Below are 15,558 nucleotides of genomic sequence, written 5' to 3'. Positions count from 1 at the left end.
CTCTCTGCTCTCTGTTGAAGCGAGCCTCCATCATGTGCGCGCACGCGGCCTACCCCAGCTCAGCAGTGGGGTAACGAAGCTTTGTTCCTACATCCGCGTCAGTTCGGTCGCACAGGAGAGAAGGCAGCGACACAAGACGCTCGGGCTTCAGCAGCGGTCGAGTGCCCTGATGCGCGACCGGTCCGTCAACAAACAAGAACAGGGACTTCCATGTCGCAGCTTGTGCTCATTACCGGGGGAGCCGGCTTCATCGGCTCCCATCTCGCGGACGAACTTCTCGCGCGCGGCCTTCGCGTGCGCGTCCTCGACAACCTCGCCTCGCAGGTGCATGGCAGCGATGCACGAAGACCTGACTACCTCGACTGCGGCGTGGAGCTGATGCACGGCGACGTGTGCGACCCCGCCGCGGTGCGCAGCGCGCTGCGCGGCGTCGATGCGGTCTTCCACTTTGCTTCGGCGGTGGGCGTCGGCCAGAGCATGTACGAGGTGATGCACTACACGCGCACCAACAACCTCGGCACCGCGGTGCTGCTCGAGGCCTTGATCGAAAAGCCGGTCGCGCAGTTGATCGTGGCCTCCAGCATGAGCCTCTATGGAGAAGGCCTGTACCGCACGGCGCGCGGCGAGACCCGCGTCGTGGGCGAGCGTTCGCTCGAGCAGCTGCGCCGCGCCGACTGGGAATGGCGTGACGACGAGGGTGCGCAGCTCCTGCCCGCGCCGACGCCCGAGACCAAGGTGCCTGCGCTGGCCTCGGTGTACGCGCTCTCCAAATTCGACCAGGAGCGCATGTGCTTGATGATCGCCCGTGCCTACGGCATGAAGGCGGTGGCGCTGCGCTTCTTCAATGCGTACGGGCCGCGGCAGGCGCTGTCGAACCCCTACACCGGCGTGCTGGCGATCTTCGCCTCGCGCCTGCTGAACGACAGCCCGCCCCGGATCTTCGAGGACGGGTGGCAGCAGCGCGATTTCGTCAGCGTCTACGACATCGCCCGTGCCTGCCGTCTTGCACTGGAGACGCCGGCAGCCGCTGGCGAGGTGTTCAACATCGGCAGCGGCGAAGCCTGCACGGTGCGCGAGATCGCGCAGCGGCTGGCCGCGGTCACCGGCAAGGAGCATCTGCAGCCGGAGATCACGGGCAAGTACCGCGTGGGCGACATCCGGCACTGCTTCGCCGATATCTCGAAGGCGCGCGATGTCCTGGGCTATACGCCGCAGGTGAAGCTCGACGACGGCTTGGCCGAGCTGGCGGCCTGGCTCGAAGGGCAGGCGGCGGTCGACCGCGTGGCCCAGGCCAGCGCCGAACTCGACGCGCGGGGGCTCGCAATATGACGCCGGCCAACGCAAGCAAGGTCAGGGTCCTCAATGGCGGCGCGGCCCGCGAAGGGCTCACGCTCATCACCGGCGGCGCCGGCTTCGTCGGTGCCAACCTCGCACATCGCCTGCTGTCCGAGAAGCAACCGGTGCTCGTGCTCGACAACCTGTCGCGCGCCGGCGTCGAACGCAACCTGGCCTGGCTGCGCGATACCCATCGCGAAGGCCTGGAGATCGCCACCGCGGACGTGCGCGACGCCAAGGCGGTGGAGCGCGCCGTCGCGCGTGCGCGCCGCGTGTTCCACTTCGCGGCGCAGGTGGCGGTGACCACCAGCCTGGTCGATCCCCGCGAGGACTTCTCGATCAATGCACTGGGCACGCTCAACGTGCTGGAGGCCGCGCGGTCGCAGCGGGTGCCGCCTTCGGTCATCATGACCTCGACCAACAAAGTCTATGGCGGCCTGGAGGACATCGCCCTGGAGTTGCGCGGGCAGCGCTACGCGCCGGTCTCGCAGGAGCTCGCCGGCCATGGCATCGGGGAGTCGCGCCCGCTCGACTTCCACAGCCCCTATGGCTGCTCCAAGGGCACGGCCGACCAGTACGTGCACGACTACGCGCGCAGCTTCGGGCTGAAGACGGTGGTGTTCCGGATGAGCTGCATCTATGGGCGGCACCAGTTCGGCACCGAGGACCAGGGCTGGGTCGCGCACTTCCTGCTGCGCGCGCTCGACCGCAAGCCGATCACGATCTACGGCGACGGAAGGCAGGTGCGCGACATCCTGTTCGTCGACGACCTGGTGGACGCGTTCCTGCTGGCCGATCGGCACATCGAGCGGCTCTCCGGCCAGGCATTCAACATCGGCGGCGGGCCGGAGAACGTCATCAGCCTGCTGGACCTGCTGCAGCACATCGAACGGCTCGACGGCAGGCGGCCGCAGACGGAAGCGGGCGGCTGGCGCACCGGTGACCAGCGCTACTACGTGTCGGACATCCGCCGCTTCCGGGAGGCCACGGGCTGGGCCCCGCGCATCGGCGCGGCCGAAGGCATCGAGCGTCTCCATCGCTGGCTGCGCGAGATGCGCGGCGCCGCGCCGGCAGGCCTGGCGGCGGACATCGGCATCGGCCGGGAGCCCCAATGCTTGCCGGCGTCATAAGCGCCCCGCGCGAGGCCACGCTGGCGCGCGTGGAGCGGCCCGCCCCCGGGCCGGGGCAGGTGCTGCTGCGCCTGGAAGGCTCGGGCGTGTGCGCATCGAGCCTGCCCTTGTGGGAAGGCCGCACGTGGTTCGACTATCCCCAGGCAGCCGGGGCACCCGGACATGAAGGCTGGGGCCGCATCGCGGCCGTCGGCGAGGGCGTGCAAGGCCTGCGCGAAGGCATGCGGGTCGCGGCGCTGAGCTATCGCGCGCACGCCGAGTACGACGTGGCGGATGCCCACGCGGTGGTGCCGATCCCGCCCGAGCTCGACCATGCCGCCATGCCCGCCGAGCCGCTCGGCTGCGCCGTGAACATCTTCCGCCGCAGCGGCATCGAGGCCGGGCAGACCGTGGCCATCGTCGGCATCGGCTTCCTCGGAGCCCTGCTCACGCGGCTGGCCGCGAACGCCGGTGCGCGCGTGATCGCGATCTCACGCCGTCCGTTTGCGCTGGAGGTCGCGCGCCAGGCCGGCGCGGCCGAGACGATCCTCATGGACGAGCACGCGCGCATCCTCGAAGAAGCGAAGCGGATCACCGAAGGGCGCTGGTGCGAGCGCGTGATCGAAGCCGTCGGGCTGCAATGGCCGCTCGACCTGGCCGGCGAGCTCACGGGCGAGCGCGGGCGGCTCGTGATTGCGGGCTATCACCAGGACGGCCTGCGCCAGGTCAACCTGCAGCTGTGGAACTGGCGCGGCATCGACGTCGTCAACGCGCACGAACGCGACCCGGCCCGCTACATCGAGGGCATCCGCGGCGCCATCGACCTGATGGCCGCGGGCGTGCTCGACCCCGAGCCGCTGATCACGCACCGCCTGCCGCTCGACCGGCTCGGCGAGGCACTGGAGCTCACTCGCAAGCGGCCCGACGGATTTCTCAAGGCCGTGGTCACCAGCCACTGACATCGCATGACATGGCAGGAGGAGGAAAGCAAGTGAGCGAACCGATGGTCGAGAGCGCGCCTGCAAGCCCTGTCGCCGCCGTGTCCGCCGGCAGCCGCAGGCCGCGCCTGGGCTTCCTTGGCGTCGGCTGGATCGGCCGGCACCGCATGGAGGCCATTGCCGCGGATGGCGCGGCCGAGGTCGCCGCGCTGTGCGATGCCGGGCCCGAGGCGCTCGGCACCGCCGTCGTGGCGCATCCGCGCGCGGCGGCGGCATCGTCCTTCGATGCGCTGCTCGACGAACGACTCGACGGCATCGTGATCGCGACGCCGAGCGCGCTGCATGCGCAGCAGGCCGAGGCCGCGCTGGCTCGCGGCTGCGCCGTCTTCTGCCAGAAGCCGCTGGGCCGCAGCGCTGTCGAGAGCACCCGCGTGATCGAGGCGGCGCGCCAGGCCGGGCTGCTGCTCGCGGTCGACCTGTCGTACCGCCACACCGCTGCCATGCGCTGCGTGCGCGAGCTGGTGGCCAGCGGCGAGCTCGGCGAGGTGTACGCGGTCGACCTCGTCTTCCACAACGCCTACGGGCCCGACAAGCCGTGGTTCCGCGATCCGAAGCGCTCGGGCGGTGGGTGCGTCATCGACCTGGGCATCCATCTCGTGGACCTGGCGCTGTGGACGCTCGGTTTTCCGCACGTGCTCGAAGTGCAGAGCACGCTGTGGGCGCAGGGCCGCCGCCTCGGCGCCCGGCCGTCGGTGGTGGAAGACCATGCCATCGCGCAACTCGAACTGGGCGGCGGCGCGACGGCGCGACTCGCCTGCTCGTGGAACCTGCACGCCGGCTGCGATGCCGTCATCGAGGCGACTTTCCACGGCACGCGCGGCGGGGCGCGGCTGCGCAACCTGCGCGGCTCCTTCTACGACTTCGTGGCCGAGCGCCTCGACGGCACGCGGGCCACGCTGCTGGCCGAGCCGCCGGACGATTGGGGCGGTCGTGCCGCAGTCGACTGGGCACGCCGCCTCGCCGCCGGAGAGGGCTTCGATCCGGAGGTGGCCCGTGTCGCCGAGGTCGCGGCCGTGCTGGATGCCATCTATGGCCGATGAGCGCCCGTTCCACGTCCTGATGACGGCCGACTGCGTGGGCGGCGTCTGGACCCACGCGCTGGAACTGGCTGCCGCGCTCGGCAGGCTCGGCGGGCGCGTCACGCTGGCCAGCATGGGAGCACCGCTCACTCCGGCGCAGCGCGCGCAGGCGGCGGGCATTCCGGCGCTGTCGCTGCACGAGAGCACGTGGCGGCTCGAATGGATGGACGACCCCTGGGACGACGTCGCCGCCGCGGGGCACTGGCTGCAGCAGCTCGAGCAGTCGCTGCGTCCTGACGTGGTGCACCTCAACCAGTTCGCCTTCGGTGCCTTGCGCTTCCGTGCGCCCACGCTGGTGGTGGCGCACTCGTGCGTGCTGTCGTGGTGGCGCGCGGTGCGTGGCGGCAGCGCGCCTGCGAGCTTCGATCGCTACCGACGCGCGGTGGCCGCCGGCCTGGCCGGCGCCGGGCTGGTCGCCGCGCCGACGCACGCCATGCTTGCATCGCTCGCCGAGAACCACGGGCTGGCACGGCCCGGCCTGGTGCTGCCCAACGGGCGCGATCCGCTGGCCTACCGTCCCGCGGCCAAGCAGCCGGTGGTGCTGTCGGCGGGACGCCTGTGGGACGAGGCCAAGAACCTGGCGGCGCTCGAGGCCGTGGCCGCCGAGCTGCCCTGGCCGGTTCGCGTGGCGGGTGCCACGCGCAGCCCCGGCGGCGGCATGCGCGAGACGCACGCGGTGGAACCGCTCGGCGAGCTCTCGCCTTCAGCGCTGGCGGTGCAGATGTCGCAGGCCGCGATCTATGCCTTGCCTGCGCGCTACGAACCCTTCGGGCAGAGCGCACTGGAGGCCGCGCTGTCGGGCTGCGCGCTGGTGCTCGGCGACATCGGCAGCCTGCGCGAGCTGTGGGGACCTGCCGCGCTCTATGTGCCGCCCGACGACCACGGCGCGTTGCGCGATGCGCTTCTGCGCCTGATCGCGCAGCCGTCGCTGCGCGACCGACTGGCGCGCAGCGCACGGGCCCGCGCGCTGCGCTTCACGCCGGCGCGCATGGCGCACGCCTACCGCCGCGCCTACCGGCAACTGATCGCGCACGCCTCGCCGCCCCCGACGCCGCGCCTGGAGGAGTTCTCATGCGCGTCGTGATCTTCTGCCACTCGCTGGTGTCCGACTGGAACCACGGCAATGCGCACTTCCTGCGCGGCGTCTGCAGCGAGCTCGTCGCCCGTGGCCATTCGCTGGTGGTCTGCGAACCGCGCGATGCCTGGAGCCGCGTGAACCTGCTGGCCGAACACGGCGATGCCGCGCTCGCCGCCTTCGCCGGCGCCTACCCGGAGCTGCGCAGCCGCCTCTACGACGAAGCCACGCTCGACCTGGAGGAGGCGCTCGACGGCGCGGACCTGGTGCTCGTGCACGAGTGGAGCTCGCATGCGCTGGTGCGCCGCATCGGCTTGCACCGCCGGACGCACCGGGACTACCGCCTGCTGTTCCACGACACGCACCACCGCAGCGTGACCGATGCGGCGGGCATGGCCCGGTACGACCTGTCGGACTACGACGGCGTGCTCGCGTTCGGCAACGTGATCCGCGACCTGTACCGGGACCGCGGCTGGGCGCGGCAGGCGTGGACCTGGCACGAGGCCGCGGATGTGCGCCGCTTCCACCCCATCGAAGGCCTGGCGCGCGAGGGCGACCTCGTGTGGATCGGCAACTGGGGCGACGACGAGCGCGAGGCCGAGCTCGGCGAATTCCTGCTGGAGCCGGTGCGGCAACTCGGCCTGAAGGCGCGCATCCATGGCGTGCGCTATCCGGCGCATGCGCTCGAGCGGCTGCAGCGCGCCGGCATCGAGTACGGCGGCTGGCTTCCCAATCACGAGGCACCGCGCGTGTTCGGGCACCATGCGGTCACCGTGCACGTGCCGCGCCGGCCCTATGCCAGGGCGCTGCCCGGCATCCCGACCATCCGCATGTTCGAGGCACTGGCCTGCGGCATTCCCCTGGTCTCCGCGCCCTGGGACGACGCCGAAGGGCTGTTCCATCCCGGCCGCGACTACCTGGTGGCGCAGGACGGCCGCGCCATGAAGCGGCATCTGCGCGCCTTGCTGGCCGATCCCGAAGCGCGGCGCGAGCTGTCGGCGAACGGGCGGCGCACCGTGCTCGGGCGCCACACCTGCTCGCATCGGGTCGACGAGCTGCTCGGCATTCTTGCCGAGCTCCAGCCCGCCGCCCGAGCGTCACCCAGCATCGCGTGAACAAGGAAGAACCATCATGGACATCGCCTTCTTCGGCTCCAGCCTGGTCTCGGCCTACTGGAACGGCGCCGCGACCTATTACCGCGGCATCGTGCGCGCGCTGCACGGGCGCGGGCACCGTGTGCGCTTCTACGAACCCGATGCCTACGGACGCCAGCAGCACCGCGACATCGAAGACCCCGACTGGGCCGAGGTGATCGTCTACCCCGGCGAGGGCGAGCACCATGCGCTGCGCATGGTCGAACAGGCGCGCGGCGCCGACCTGGTGGTCAAGGCCAGCGGCGTCGGCGTGTTCGATGCGTTGCTGGAGGCTGCCGTGCTCGACCTCAAGGGCCCCGGCACCCGCGTCGCCTTCTGGGACGTGGACGCGCCTGCCACGCTGGAGCGCATGCACGCCGACCCGTCCGACCCCTTCCGCGCCCTGGTGCCCGGCTACGACCTGGTGCTCACCTACGGCGGCGGCGAGCCGGTGGTAGCCGCCTACGAGGGCTTCGGGGCGCGGCGCTGCGTGCCCATCTACAACGCGCTCGATCCGGCCACCCATCACCCGGTGGAGCCGCTGCCGCACTTCGTGGCGGACCTGTCGTTCCTGGGCAACCGGCTGCCGGACCGCGAGGCGCGCGTCGACGAGTTCTTCCTGCGTGCCGCCGCCCAGCTGCACGAAGGCCGCTTCCTGCTCGGCGGCAGCGGCTGGGAGGACAAGGCGATGCCCAGCAACGTGAAGTACATCGGCCATGTCTACACGGCCGACCACAACGCCTTCAACGCGACGGCGAAGGCGGTGCTCAACATCAGCCGCGAGAGCATGGCGCGCTACGGCTTCTCGCCCGCCACGCGCGTGTTCGAGGCGGCCGGCGCCGGCGCCTGCCTCATCACCGATGCGTGGGACGGCATCGAGCTTTTCCTGGAGCCGGAGCGCGAGGTGCTGGTCGCGTCCAGCGGCGACGAGGTGGCCGCGCACCTGGAGCGGCTGGACCCGGTATCCGCGCACCGCATCGGCCAGGCCGCGTGCCGGCGGCTGCTGGCGCATCACACCTACGCGCACCGGGCCGCCGAGCTCGAGGCGCTGCTCGAAGGCCGCGAGATTGCGCGGGTGGCGGAGCTGGCCCAATGAGCAGCGGTGAGCCGCAGCGAGCCGCAATGAACCGAGCAGAGGCCTGTCGATGAACCCCGCCCCGCTGCGCATCGTCATCATCGGCCTGTCGATCACCTCGTCCTGGGGCAACGGCCATGCAACCACCTACCGCGGTTTGGTGCGCGAGCTGGCCGCGCGCGGGCACGACGTGCTCTTCCTCGAATGCGACGTGCCCTGGTACGCCGGCCACCGCGACCTGCCGCAGCCGCCCTTCGGCCGCACCGTGCTCTACGAGGACCTGGAGGCGCTGCAGCGAAAGCACGCCGGGGACATCGGCGCGGCGGACCTGGTGATCGTCGGCTCCTTCGTGCGCGAGGGTGTCGCCGTCGGCGACTGGGTGCAGGCCGAGGCCTCGGGCCTCACGGCCTTCTACGACATCGACACGCCCGTCACGCTCGCGCGCCTGCGCGAACCGCCGCCCGGCGAGGCCCCCTACCTCGAGGCGCGGCAGATCGCCGGCTACGACCTGTATCTCTCGTTCACCGGCGGTCCCACGCTGGCCGGGCTGGAGCATGAGTTCGGCTCCCCCGCGGCGCGCGTGCTCTACTGCGCGGTCGACCCGGCGCTCTATTTCCCCGAGCCGCTGGCGCCGCAGTGGGACCTGGGCTACATGGGCACCTACAGCGACGACCGGCAGCCGCGGGTCGAGCGCATGCTCCTGCAGCCGGCGCGCGGGTGGCAAGAAGGGCGCTTCTGCGTCGCGGGCGCGAAGTACCCCGGCGGCATCGACTGGCCGCCCAACGTGCAGCACATCCAGCACCTGCCGCCGGCCGAGCACCGCGCCTTCTACAACCGGCAGCGCTTCACGCTCAACGTGACGCGCGACGACATGATCGACGCCGGCTGGTCGCCCAGCGTGCGGCTCTTCGAGGCGGCGGCCTGCGGCACGCCGATCGTGAGCGACCGGTGGGAGGGCATCGAGACGCTGCTCGAGCCCGGCCGCGAGATCTTCCTCGCCGACTCGGCCGCCGAAGTGCTGCACCTGCTGCGCGAACTGCCCGAGAGCGAGCGGCTCGCGGTGGGCGAGCGGGCGCGCAGCCGCATCCTGGCGCAGCACACGGCCGCGCATCGCGCCGCGCAGCTCGAAGGCTACGTGCACGCGCTGCGTGCGCGCGCGGCGGCATGAAGGAGCGCCCGTCCATGTCCAGCCCCAGGCAACACCCCACAGACGCACCCGCGGACGCACGCGCGGACGCGCTGCAGCGCCGCATCGATGCGCTCGCGCCCTGGTTCCACAACCTCCACCTGCCGGGCGGCGTGCAGACCTTGCCGCATCATTTTCTCGGCGGCGATTTCCCGCGCTTCAAGTGGCAGCAGATCGAGCCCTTCGTGCCGGCCGACCTGCGCGGCTGGCGCGTGCTGGACGTCGGCTGCAATGCCGGCTTCTACAGCTTCGAGCTCGCGCGCCGCGGTGCGTCGGTGCTGGGCATCGACGTCGATGCGCATTACCTGGAGCAGGCCCGGTGGGCGGCCCAGGAATTCGGCCTGGAGGCGCAGGTGGAATTCCGCCGCATGGAGGTCTACGACCTCGCCCGCTCCGACGAGATGTTCGACCTCGTGTGGTTCATGGGCGTCTTCTATCACCTGCGTTATCCGCTGCTGGCGCTCGACCTGCTGGCCTGCCGCACGCGGCGCCTGCTGATGTTCCAGACCCTCACGATGCCGGGCGATTCGGTGTACGCCAACACCGCCGACTGCTCGATCGAAGACCGCACGCCGCTGCTCGAGTCGGGCTGGCCGCGCATGGCCTTCATCGAGCACCGGCTGGCCGACGATCCCACCAACTGGTGGGCGCCCAACCATGCCGCCGTCGAGGCGATGCTGCGGTCGAGCGGCCTGCGCGTGGAGGCCCGTCCGGGGCACGAGCTCTATCTCTGCGCGCCCGACGAGGAGGCAGCGCGCGCCCGCGCGCTGTACGCGTCGCAATTCAAGGCGGCAACCGGAGCGATCCGTGGGGGCGGATGACGCTGCGGCCGGGCAGCCGCCGAAGCAGGGCGGCTCCCCCGCGATGGCGCTGGTCGAGCGCAACATCGAGGCGCTGGTCCGGCGCCGGCAGCAGCAACGGCGGGAGACCGCCCTGCAGGACCGGATCGCCGACGCGATCACGGCCTTTGCGGGCAGCATGAAGTTCGTCTACCTGCACCTGCTCATCTATGGCGCGTGGATCGTGGTCAATCTCGGCTGGGTGCCGCCGGTGCCCCGCTTCGATGAAACCTTCGTGGTGCTGGCCATGGTGGCCTCGGTCGAGGCCATCTTCATCTCGACCTTCGTGCTGGTGAGCCAGAACCGCATGGCTGCGCAGGCGGACGAACGTGCCGACCTCGACCTGCAGATCAGCCTGCTGGCCGAACACGAGATCACGCGCCTGGTGACGTTGGTGGGCGAGATGGCCCGCCGCATGGGCGTGGCCGAGGCGCACGACCCCGAGCTCGAGGAGCTCAAGCGCGACGTGGCGCCCGAGCAGGTGCTCGACCGCATGCAGCAAAGCGAACGCAAGCTCGCCGAATGAACCGGCGCAACCAGCGGCAACCCCGGTGGGCACGCCGGATGCCGGCGCTTCAAGATCATCCTCGCCAGCCTTGAATTCACCATGCCGGGCGAGAAGGTACTCAAGTGCACAGGCACCGGCAGCGCGGCCCCCGCCTCGCATAATCGAACATCGGCCTGGGGCGGCGCGCAGGGCCCAGGCGCCACGGACCGCGAGCCATGAACGACCTCACCCCTGACCACTTCGAGGAAGAGCATTCTGAGCTGATCGACAACGCCGTCCCGACGCGGGGCTACGCGTTGACGCCGCTGGTCGGGCTCGGCGGCTCGGCCGGCGCGATCCAGGCGCTGCAGGCCTTCCTGGAGACGGTGCCGCCCGAAAGCGGCCTGGCATTCGTCGTCGTGCTGCACCTGGCGGCCGAGCGGGAAAGCATCCTGGCGGAGATCCTCCAGCGCGCCACCCCGATGCAGGTGGTCCAGGTGCAGAAGACGAGCAAGGTCGTGCCCAACACGGTCTACGTCATCCCGCCGGGCAAGGCCATCCGATCGGCCAACGGCTATCTGCGGCTGGCGGAGCTGGAGTCGCAGGCCGGCCGCCGCATGGCCGTCGACTACTTCTTTCGTGCCCTGGCGGACACCCACGGCCCCCATTCGGCGGCCATCGTGCTGTCCGGCGGCGACGGTGACGGTGCCATCGGCATCAAGCGCATCAAGGAGCGTGGCGGACTCACGATCGCGCAGGACCCGAACGAGGCACAGCACGGCAGCATGCCGGATGCGGCCATCGCGACCGGCATGGTCGACTGGGTGCTGCCGGTGGCGCACATGGCCGACCGCCTGCTGGACTACTACAACATCGAGAAGAGGCTGCGGCTGCCGCCTGAAGAGGGCGCGCAGCCGGCCCGGGAGCCGCCCGCGAATCCCGACGAGGCCATCCTGCGCGACATCCTCGGTTTCCTGCGCGCGCGCACCGGCCGAGATTTCTCGTACTACAAGCGCGCCACCATCGTGCGCCGGATCGGCCGGCGCATGCAGGTCAATGGCGTCAGCGACCTCGCGGCCTACCTGAGCTGCCTGCGAACGCGGGCCGGCGAAGCCGGTGCGCTGCTGCAGGACCTGCTCATCAGCGTCACCAACTTCTTCCGCGACGCCGAGTGCTTCGAGGCGCTGACGCCGCACCTGGCCGAGCTGTTCGTCGGCAAGGGGCCGAACGACACGGTGCGGGTGTGGGTGGCGGCCTGCGCGACCGGTGAGGAGGCCTACTCGATCGCCATGCTCCTGGCCGAGCACGCGCGCACGCTCGACGTGTCGCCGACCATCCAGGTGTTCGCCACCGACCTCGACGAGAACGCCGTGCAGGTCGCGCGCGACGCCGTCTACCCCGCGGCCATCGAGGCCGACGTGTCGTCGGAGCGCCTGCGCCGCTTCTTCGTGAAGGAACACGGCGCCTACCGCTTGCGGCGGGAGCTGCGCGAGACGGTGCTCTTCGCGACGCACGACCTGCTCAAGGACTCGCCCTTCTCGCGGCTGGACCTGGTCACCTGCCGCAACCTGCTGATCTACCTGGACCCGCAAGCCCAGGCGCGCGTCTTCGAGGTGCTGCACTTCGCGTTGCTGCCGGGGGGGCGGCTGTTCCTCGGCACCTCGGAGGCCGTGGACGAGGGGAGCCAGTTCTTCACTGTCATCGACAAGAAGCACCGCATCTACGCACCGCGGGCCGTGCCGCGCGTGGGCGTGCCGGTCCCCAGCGGGCCCAGCACCCTGGCCCTGGCGCTGGACGCCCGCCACGCGGTGCCGCAGGCGCCCGTCATCGCCGGGCGGGTGTTCGAGCAGCAGAACCTGATCACCGGACGCCGCGCGAACAACCCGGCCACGAGAGGCTCCTCCTGGGGCGAGCTGCACCTGAAGCTGCTGGAACACCTCGGTCCCCCCTCGGTGCTGATCGACGCCGAGCACGACATCGTGCACATGTCCGCCAGCGCGGCGCAGCTGCTGCAGCACACGGGCGGCGAGCCGACCCGCAACCTGCTGCGCCTGGTCCCTTCGACGCTGCGCATCGAGTTGCGCGCCGCACTGCACCGGGCCCAGGCCGGGGAGATGGTCGAGACGCCGAAGGTGCAGGCGCCGGTGGGCGGCGAGGCGCATGCGCTTTCCATGCGGGTGGTACCGGTGAAGGACGGACACCACGACATGACCCTGGTGCTCTTCGGCATCGACGCGCCCGGCGCAGCGCCCTCGACAACGCCGGCGCCGGAGGCGCACGCACACTCGCCGCTGATCACCCAGCTCGATCAGGAGCTCGAGCGCATGCGCACGCACCTGCGCGACACCGTCGAGCAATACGAGAGCTCGACGCAGGAGCTGAAGGCGAGCAACGAGGAACTGCAGGCGATCAACGAGGAGCTGCGCTCGGCCACCGAGGAACTGGAGACCAGCCGCGAGGAGCTGCAGTCCATCAACGAGGAGCTGGTCACCGTCAACCACGAGCTCAAGACCAAGGTCGACGAGCTCGCGCATGCCAACAGCGACATGCAGAACCTGATGGATGCCACCGCCATCGCCACCATCTTCCTGGACCGCGAGCTGTGCATCACCCGCTACACGCCCACGGCGGTGCGGTTGTTCAGCCTGCTCCCGGGCGACCTGGGCCGGCCCCTGAGCGACCTGACGTCCAAGCTGCAGTACCCGGAGATGGGCGCCGATGCGCAGCAGGTGCTCGACCGGCTCGTGCCCATCGAACGCGAAGTGGGGCGCCCTGACGGCAGCTGGTTCCTGGCGCGGCTGTCGCCCTATCGGGCGGCCGAGGACCGCATCGCCGGCGTCGTGCTTTCATTCATCGACATCAGCGAACGCAAGAAGGCCGAGCAGGTGAGCCAGTGGCTGTCGGCCGTGGTGGCCTCCTCGATGGACGCGATCATCAGCTTCTCGCTGGACGGCCGGATCGTGAGCTGGAACGCCGGCGCGCGCCGCGTGTTCGGCTACCTTTCCGAGGAAGCCGTGGGCCAGCCGCTCGACCTGCTGGCGGGCGAGGAGAGCGACACGGCGCGCCTTCTCCAGCAGATCGCCAACGGGCAAGGCATCGAGGCGCTCGAAACGGTGCAGCGCGCCAAGGACGGCAGCGCCATCCACGTGTCGCTCACGGTGTCTCCGATCCGCGACGCCCACGACGCCGTGGCCGGCGGCACCGCCACGGTGCGCAATATCGGCGAGGCCAGGGAGGCGGCGGAAGCGCTACGCGGCAGCGAGGAAAGGCTGCGCCTGGTGGTGGAGAACGCGCGCGACTACGCCATCTTCTCCACCGACCTCGAGCGCACCATCACCAGCTGGAACAAGGGCGCACAGCAACTGCTCGGCTACGCCGAGGCCGAGGTGCTGGGACGGCGTGCCGACATCATCTTCACCGACGAGGACCGGCGCGCCGGGGCGCCGGTGCAGGAGGCCCAGACCGCGCTGGCTGAGGGGAGGGCGGTCGACGAGCGCTTTCACCTGCGCAAGGATGGCAGCCGCTTCTGGGGCAGCGGCACGATGATGCGCATGGAGGGAAGCTCCGGCGAGCCGGTCGGCTTCGTGAAGATCCTGCGCGACCAGACGCAGGCGCGCGAGGCGCAGGCCGCGCTCAAGCGCAGCCAGGCCGAGCTGATGGATGCGCTGCAGGAGAACGAGGCCGCCCGCGCCCGGCTGGAGCAGGCCGATGCCGCCAAGGACCGCTTCCTGGCCGTGCTTTCGCACGAACTGCGCAACCCGCTGGCCGCCGTGACCAGCGCCGCCGCGCTGCTGACGGACGAATCGAGCACGCCGCCGCAGCGAGACCAGGCCTCACGCATCGTCCGGCGACAGTCCCGCACCATGAAGGTCCTGCTCGACGACCTGCTCGATGTGTCTCGCCTGACCGTGGGGCAGCTCGAGTTGCACCTGCAGGACGTGGCGCTCTCCAGCGTGGTCGAGGGCGCCCTGGAGACGGCCGAGCCGCTGCTGAAGGCCGGGGAGCACAAGCTGTCGACACGCCTGCCGGACGAGCCGGTCTACGTGCGGGTCGATCCGCTGCGCATGGCGCAGGTTCTCGTCAACCTGCTGACCAACGCGGCGAAATACACGGCGCCGGGCGGCGAGGTGTCGCTGCAGGTGGAAACGGACAATGCCGAGGTGGCGATCGTCGTGAGCGACAACGGCGTCGGCATGGCGCCCGAGACCATCGATCGCATCTTCGATCTCTACGCCCAGGGGCCGGCCGCGGCGCACCGCAACAACGACGGCCTGGGCGTGGGGCTCGCGCTGGTGCGCAACATCGTCAGGCTGCACGGCGGCCAGGTGGAGGCGGAAAGCGAGGGCCTCGGCAAGGGCAGCCGCTTCCGCGTGCGGCTGCCGCTCGGCAGCGGTCCGGCGGCTGCGTCGCCAGCGCCGCCGCCGGCGGCTCCCGCCCGGCTCGGCAGGACGCGGGTGCTGATCGTCGACGATAACGAAGACGCCGCGTGGACCCTGTCCATGCTGCTGAAATCCGAGGGACACGAGGCGACAGTGGCCGCCAGCGGCCAGCAAGCGCTGCTCGCGGCCGAGTCCGCGATGCCCGACGTGGCCGTGCTGGACATCGGCATGCCGGGCATGAACGGCATCGAGGTGGCCGAGCGGCTGCGCGCGATGCCCTCGAGCGAAAAGCTGGTGGTGATCGCGCTCACCGGCTGGGGCAGCCAGACGGAAGGCATGAACCTGCTGGCGCGCGGCTTCGACCTGCACCTGAGCAAGCCGATCGAGGCGGAGCGGTTGATCGACGCGATGGCGCAGCTGCTGCAGCAGCGCGGCGCTTCGTAGCGAAGGTGGGCACCGGTCGCGTCAGGGCGGCCAGGCGTGAAGCTCGCTCTGCTCGCCCAGCAACAGCATGCCGACCAGCCGCCGGCGGCGGTCGACCACCGGCAGGCGCCGCACCCGCGCGTGGCGCATGCGCTCGACTACGTCGTCGATCGACTCGTCCTCATAGCATGAGAGCAGCTCGGCACTCATCAGATAGCCCAGCCGCGTATGGGCCGGCGGCAGCCCGCGGGCAACGCCGCGTACCGTGATGTCGCGGTCGCTGACCATGCCCACCAGCCGGCCGGCATCGCAGACCGGGATCACGGCCACATCGAGCTCCGCCATCACCTGGGCTGCGGCCTGGGCGGTATCCCGCGGCGACATTGCACGGACGCCGCGCGTCATGTGGTCGGAGACGGTGCTCATGAAATGGCTCCCGT

General features: G+C 70.7%; 12 protein-coding genes. 11 read left to right on the top strand and 1 reads right to left on the bottom strand.

Translation table 11 applies throughout. The annotated features are described in order from the left end of the window. The first annotated feature begins 210 nt into the window (after nt 1–210). From E5CHR_RS29905 to E5CHR_RS29855, 11 genes are all read left to right on the top strand, one after another. Nucleotides 211–1,329 carry an NAD-dependent epimerase/dehydratase family protein gene (locus tag E5CHR_RS29905; RefSeq protein ID WP_162583374.1) on the top strand — a complete coding sequence of 373 codons (1,119 nt, stop codon included), beginning with the start codon at nt 211–213 and terminating at the stop codon, nt 1,327–1,329. After that, nucleotides 1,326–2,465 carry an NAD-dependent epimerase/dehydratase family protein gene (locus E5CHR_RS29900; protein WP_162583373.1) on the top strand — a complete coding sequence of 380 codons (1,140 nt, stop codon included), beginning with the start codon at nt 1,326–1,328 and terminating at the stop codon, nt 2,463–2,465. Before E5CHR_RS29905 ends, E5CHR_RS29900 begins: the two co-directional genes overlap by 4 nt. Beyond that, on the top strand, nt 2,447–3,403 hold the full coding sequence (locus tag E5CHR_RS29895; protein WP_162583372.1) for an MDR/zinc-dependent alcohol dehydrogenase-like family protein: 957 nt from the start codon (nt 2,447–2,449) through the stop codon (nt 3,401–3,403). Before E5CHR_RS29900 ends, E5CHR_RS29895 begins: the two co-directional genes overlap by 19 nt. Before the next feature lie 32 nt (nt 3,404–3,435). Then, a complete protein-coding gene (locus tag E5CHR_RS29890) occupies nt 3,436–4,482 on the top strand; it encodes a Gfo/Idh/MocA family protein (RefSeq protein ID WP_232062244.1) in 1,047 nt (348 codons plus the stop codon). Continuing rightward, the gene (locus tag E5CHR_RS29885; RefSeq protein WP_232062243.1) at nt 4,472–5,605 is read left to right on the top strand and encodes a glycosyltransferase family 4 protein; all 1,134 of its coding nucleotides are present in this window, start codon (nt 4,472–4,474) and stop codon (nt 5,603–5,605) included. Before E5CHR_RS29890 ends, E5CHR_RS29885 begins: the two co-directional genes overlap by 11 nt. Further along, nucleotides 5,593–6,711: a CgeB family protein gene (locus E5CHR_RS29880; protein WP_162583370.1), complete on the top strand. Its 1,119-nt coding sequence runs from the start codon at nt 5,593–5,595 to the stop codon at nt 6,709–6,711. Before E5CHR_RS29885 ends, E5CHR_RS29880 begins: the two co-directional genes overlap by 13 nt. A 16-nt stretch (nt 6,712–6,727) precedes the next feature. Further along, a complete protein-coding gene (locus E5CHR_RS29875) occupies nt 6,728–7,825 on the top strand; it encodes a CgeB family protein (protein WP_162583369.1) in 1,098 nt (365 codons plus the stop codon). Between the two features lie 49 nt (nt 7,826–7,874). Next, nucleotides 7,875–8,972: a CgeB family protein gene (locus E5CHR_RS29870; protein WP_162583368.1), complete on the top strand. Its 1,098-nt coding sequence runs from the start codon at nt 7,875–7,877 to the stop codon at nt 8,970–8,972. Between the two features lie 14 nt (nt 8,973–8,986). Further along, the gene (locus E5CHR_RS29865; protein WP_162583367.1) at nt 8,987–9,811 is read left to right on the top strand and encodes a TIGR04290 family methyltransferase; all 825 of its coding nucleotides are present in this window, start codon (nt 8,987–8,989) and stop codon (nt 9,809–9,811) included. Beyond that, a complete protein-coding gene (locus E5CHR_RS29860) occupies nt 9,798–10,355 on the top strand; it encodes a DUF1003 domain-containing protein (protein ID WP_232062242.1) in 558 nt (185 codons plus the stop codon). Before E5CHR_RS29865 ends, E5CHR_RS29860 begins: the two co-directional genes overlap by 14 nt. A gap of 197 nt (nt 10,356–10,552) precedes the next feature. Beyond that, a complete protein-coding gene (locus E5CHR_RS29855) occupies nt 10,553–15,139 on the top strand; it encodes a CheR family methyltransferase (RefSeq protein WP_162583366.1) in 4,587 nt (1,528 codons plus the stop codon). Between the two features lie 21 nt (nt 15,140–15,160). On the opposite strand, the gene E5CHR_RS29850 is transcribed toward E5CHR_RS29855, so the two are convergent. Next, on the bottom strand, nt 15,161–15,544 hold the full coding sequence (locus E5CHR_RS29850; RefSeq protein ID WP_162583365.1) for a CBS domain-containing protein: 384 nt from the start codon (nt 15,542–15,544) through the stop codon (nt 15,161–15,163). Nucleotides 15,545–15,558 lie beyond the last annotated feature (14 nt).

It is taken from the genome of Variovorax sp. PBS-H4, from assembly GCF_901827205.1.
Taxonomy (GTDB): Bacteria; Pseudomonadota; Gammaproteobacteria; order Burkholderiales; family Burkholderiaceae_C; genus Variovorax.
The sequence above is the reverse complement of the archived record's forward strand: the minus strand, read 5'-3'. Positions and strand labels throughout refer to the sequence as shown.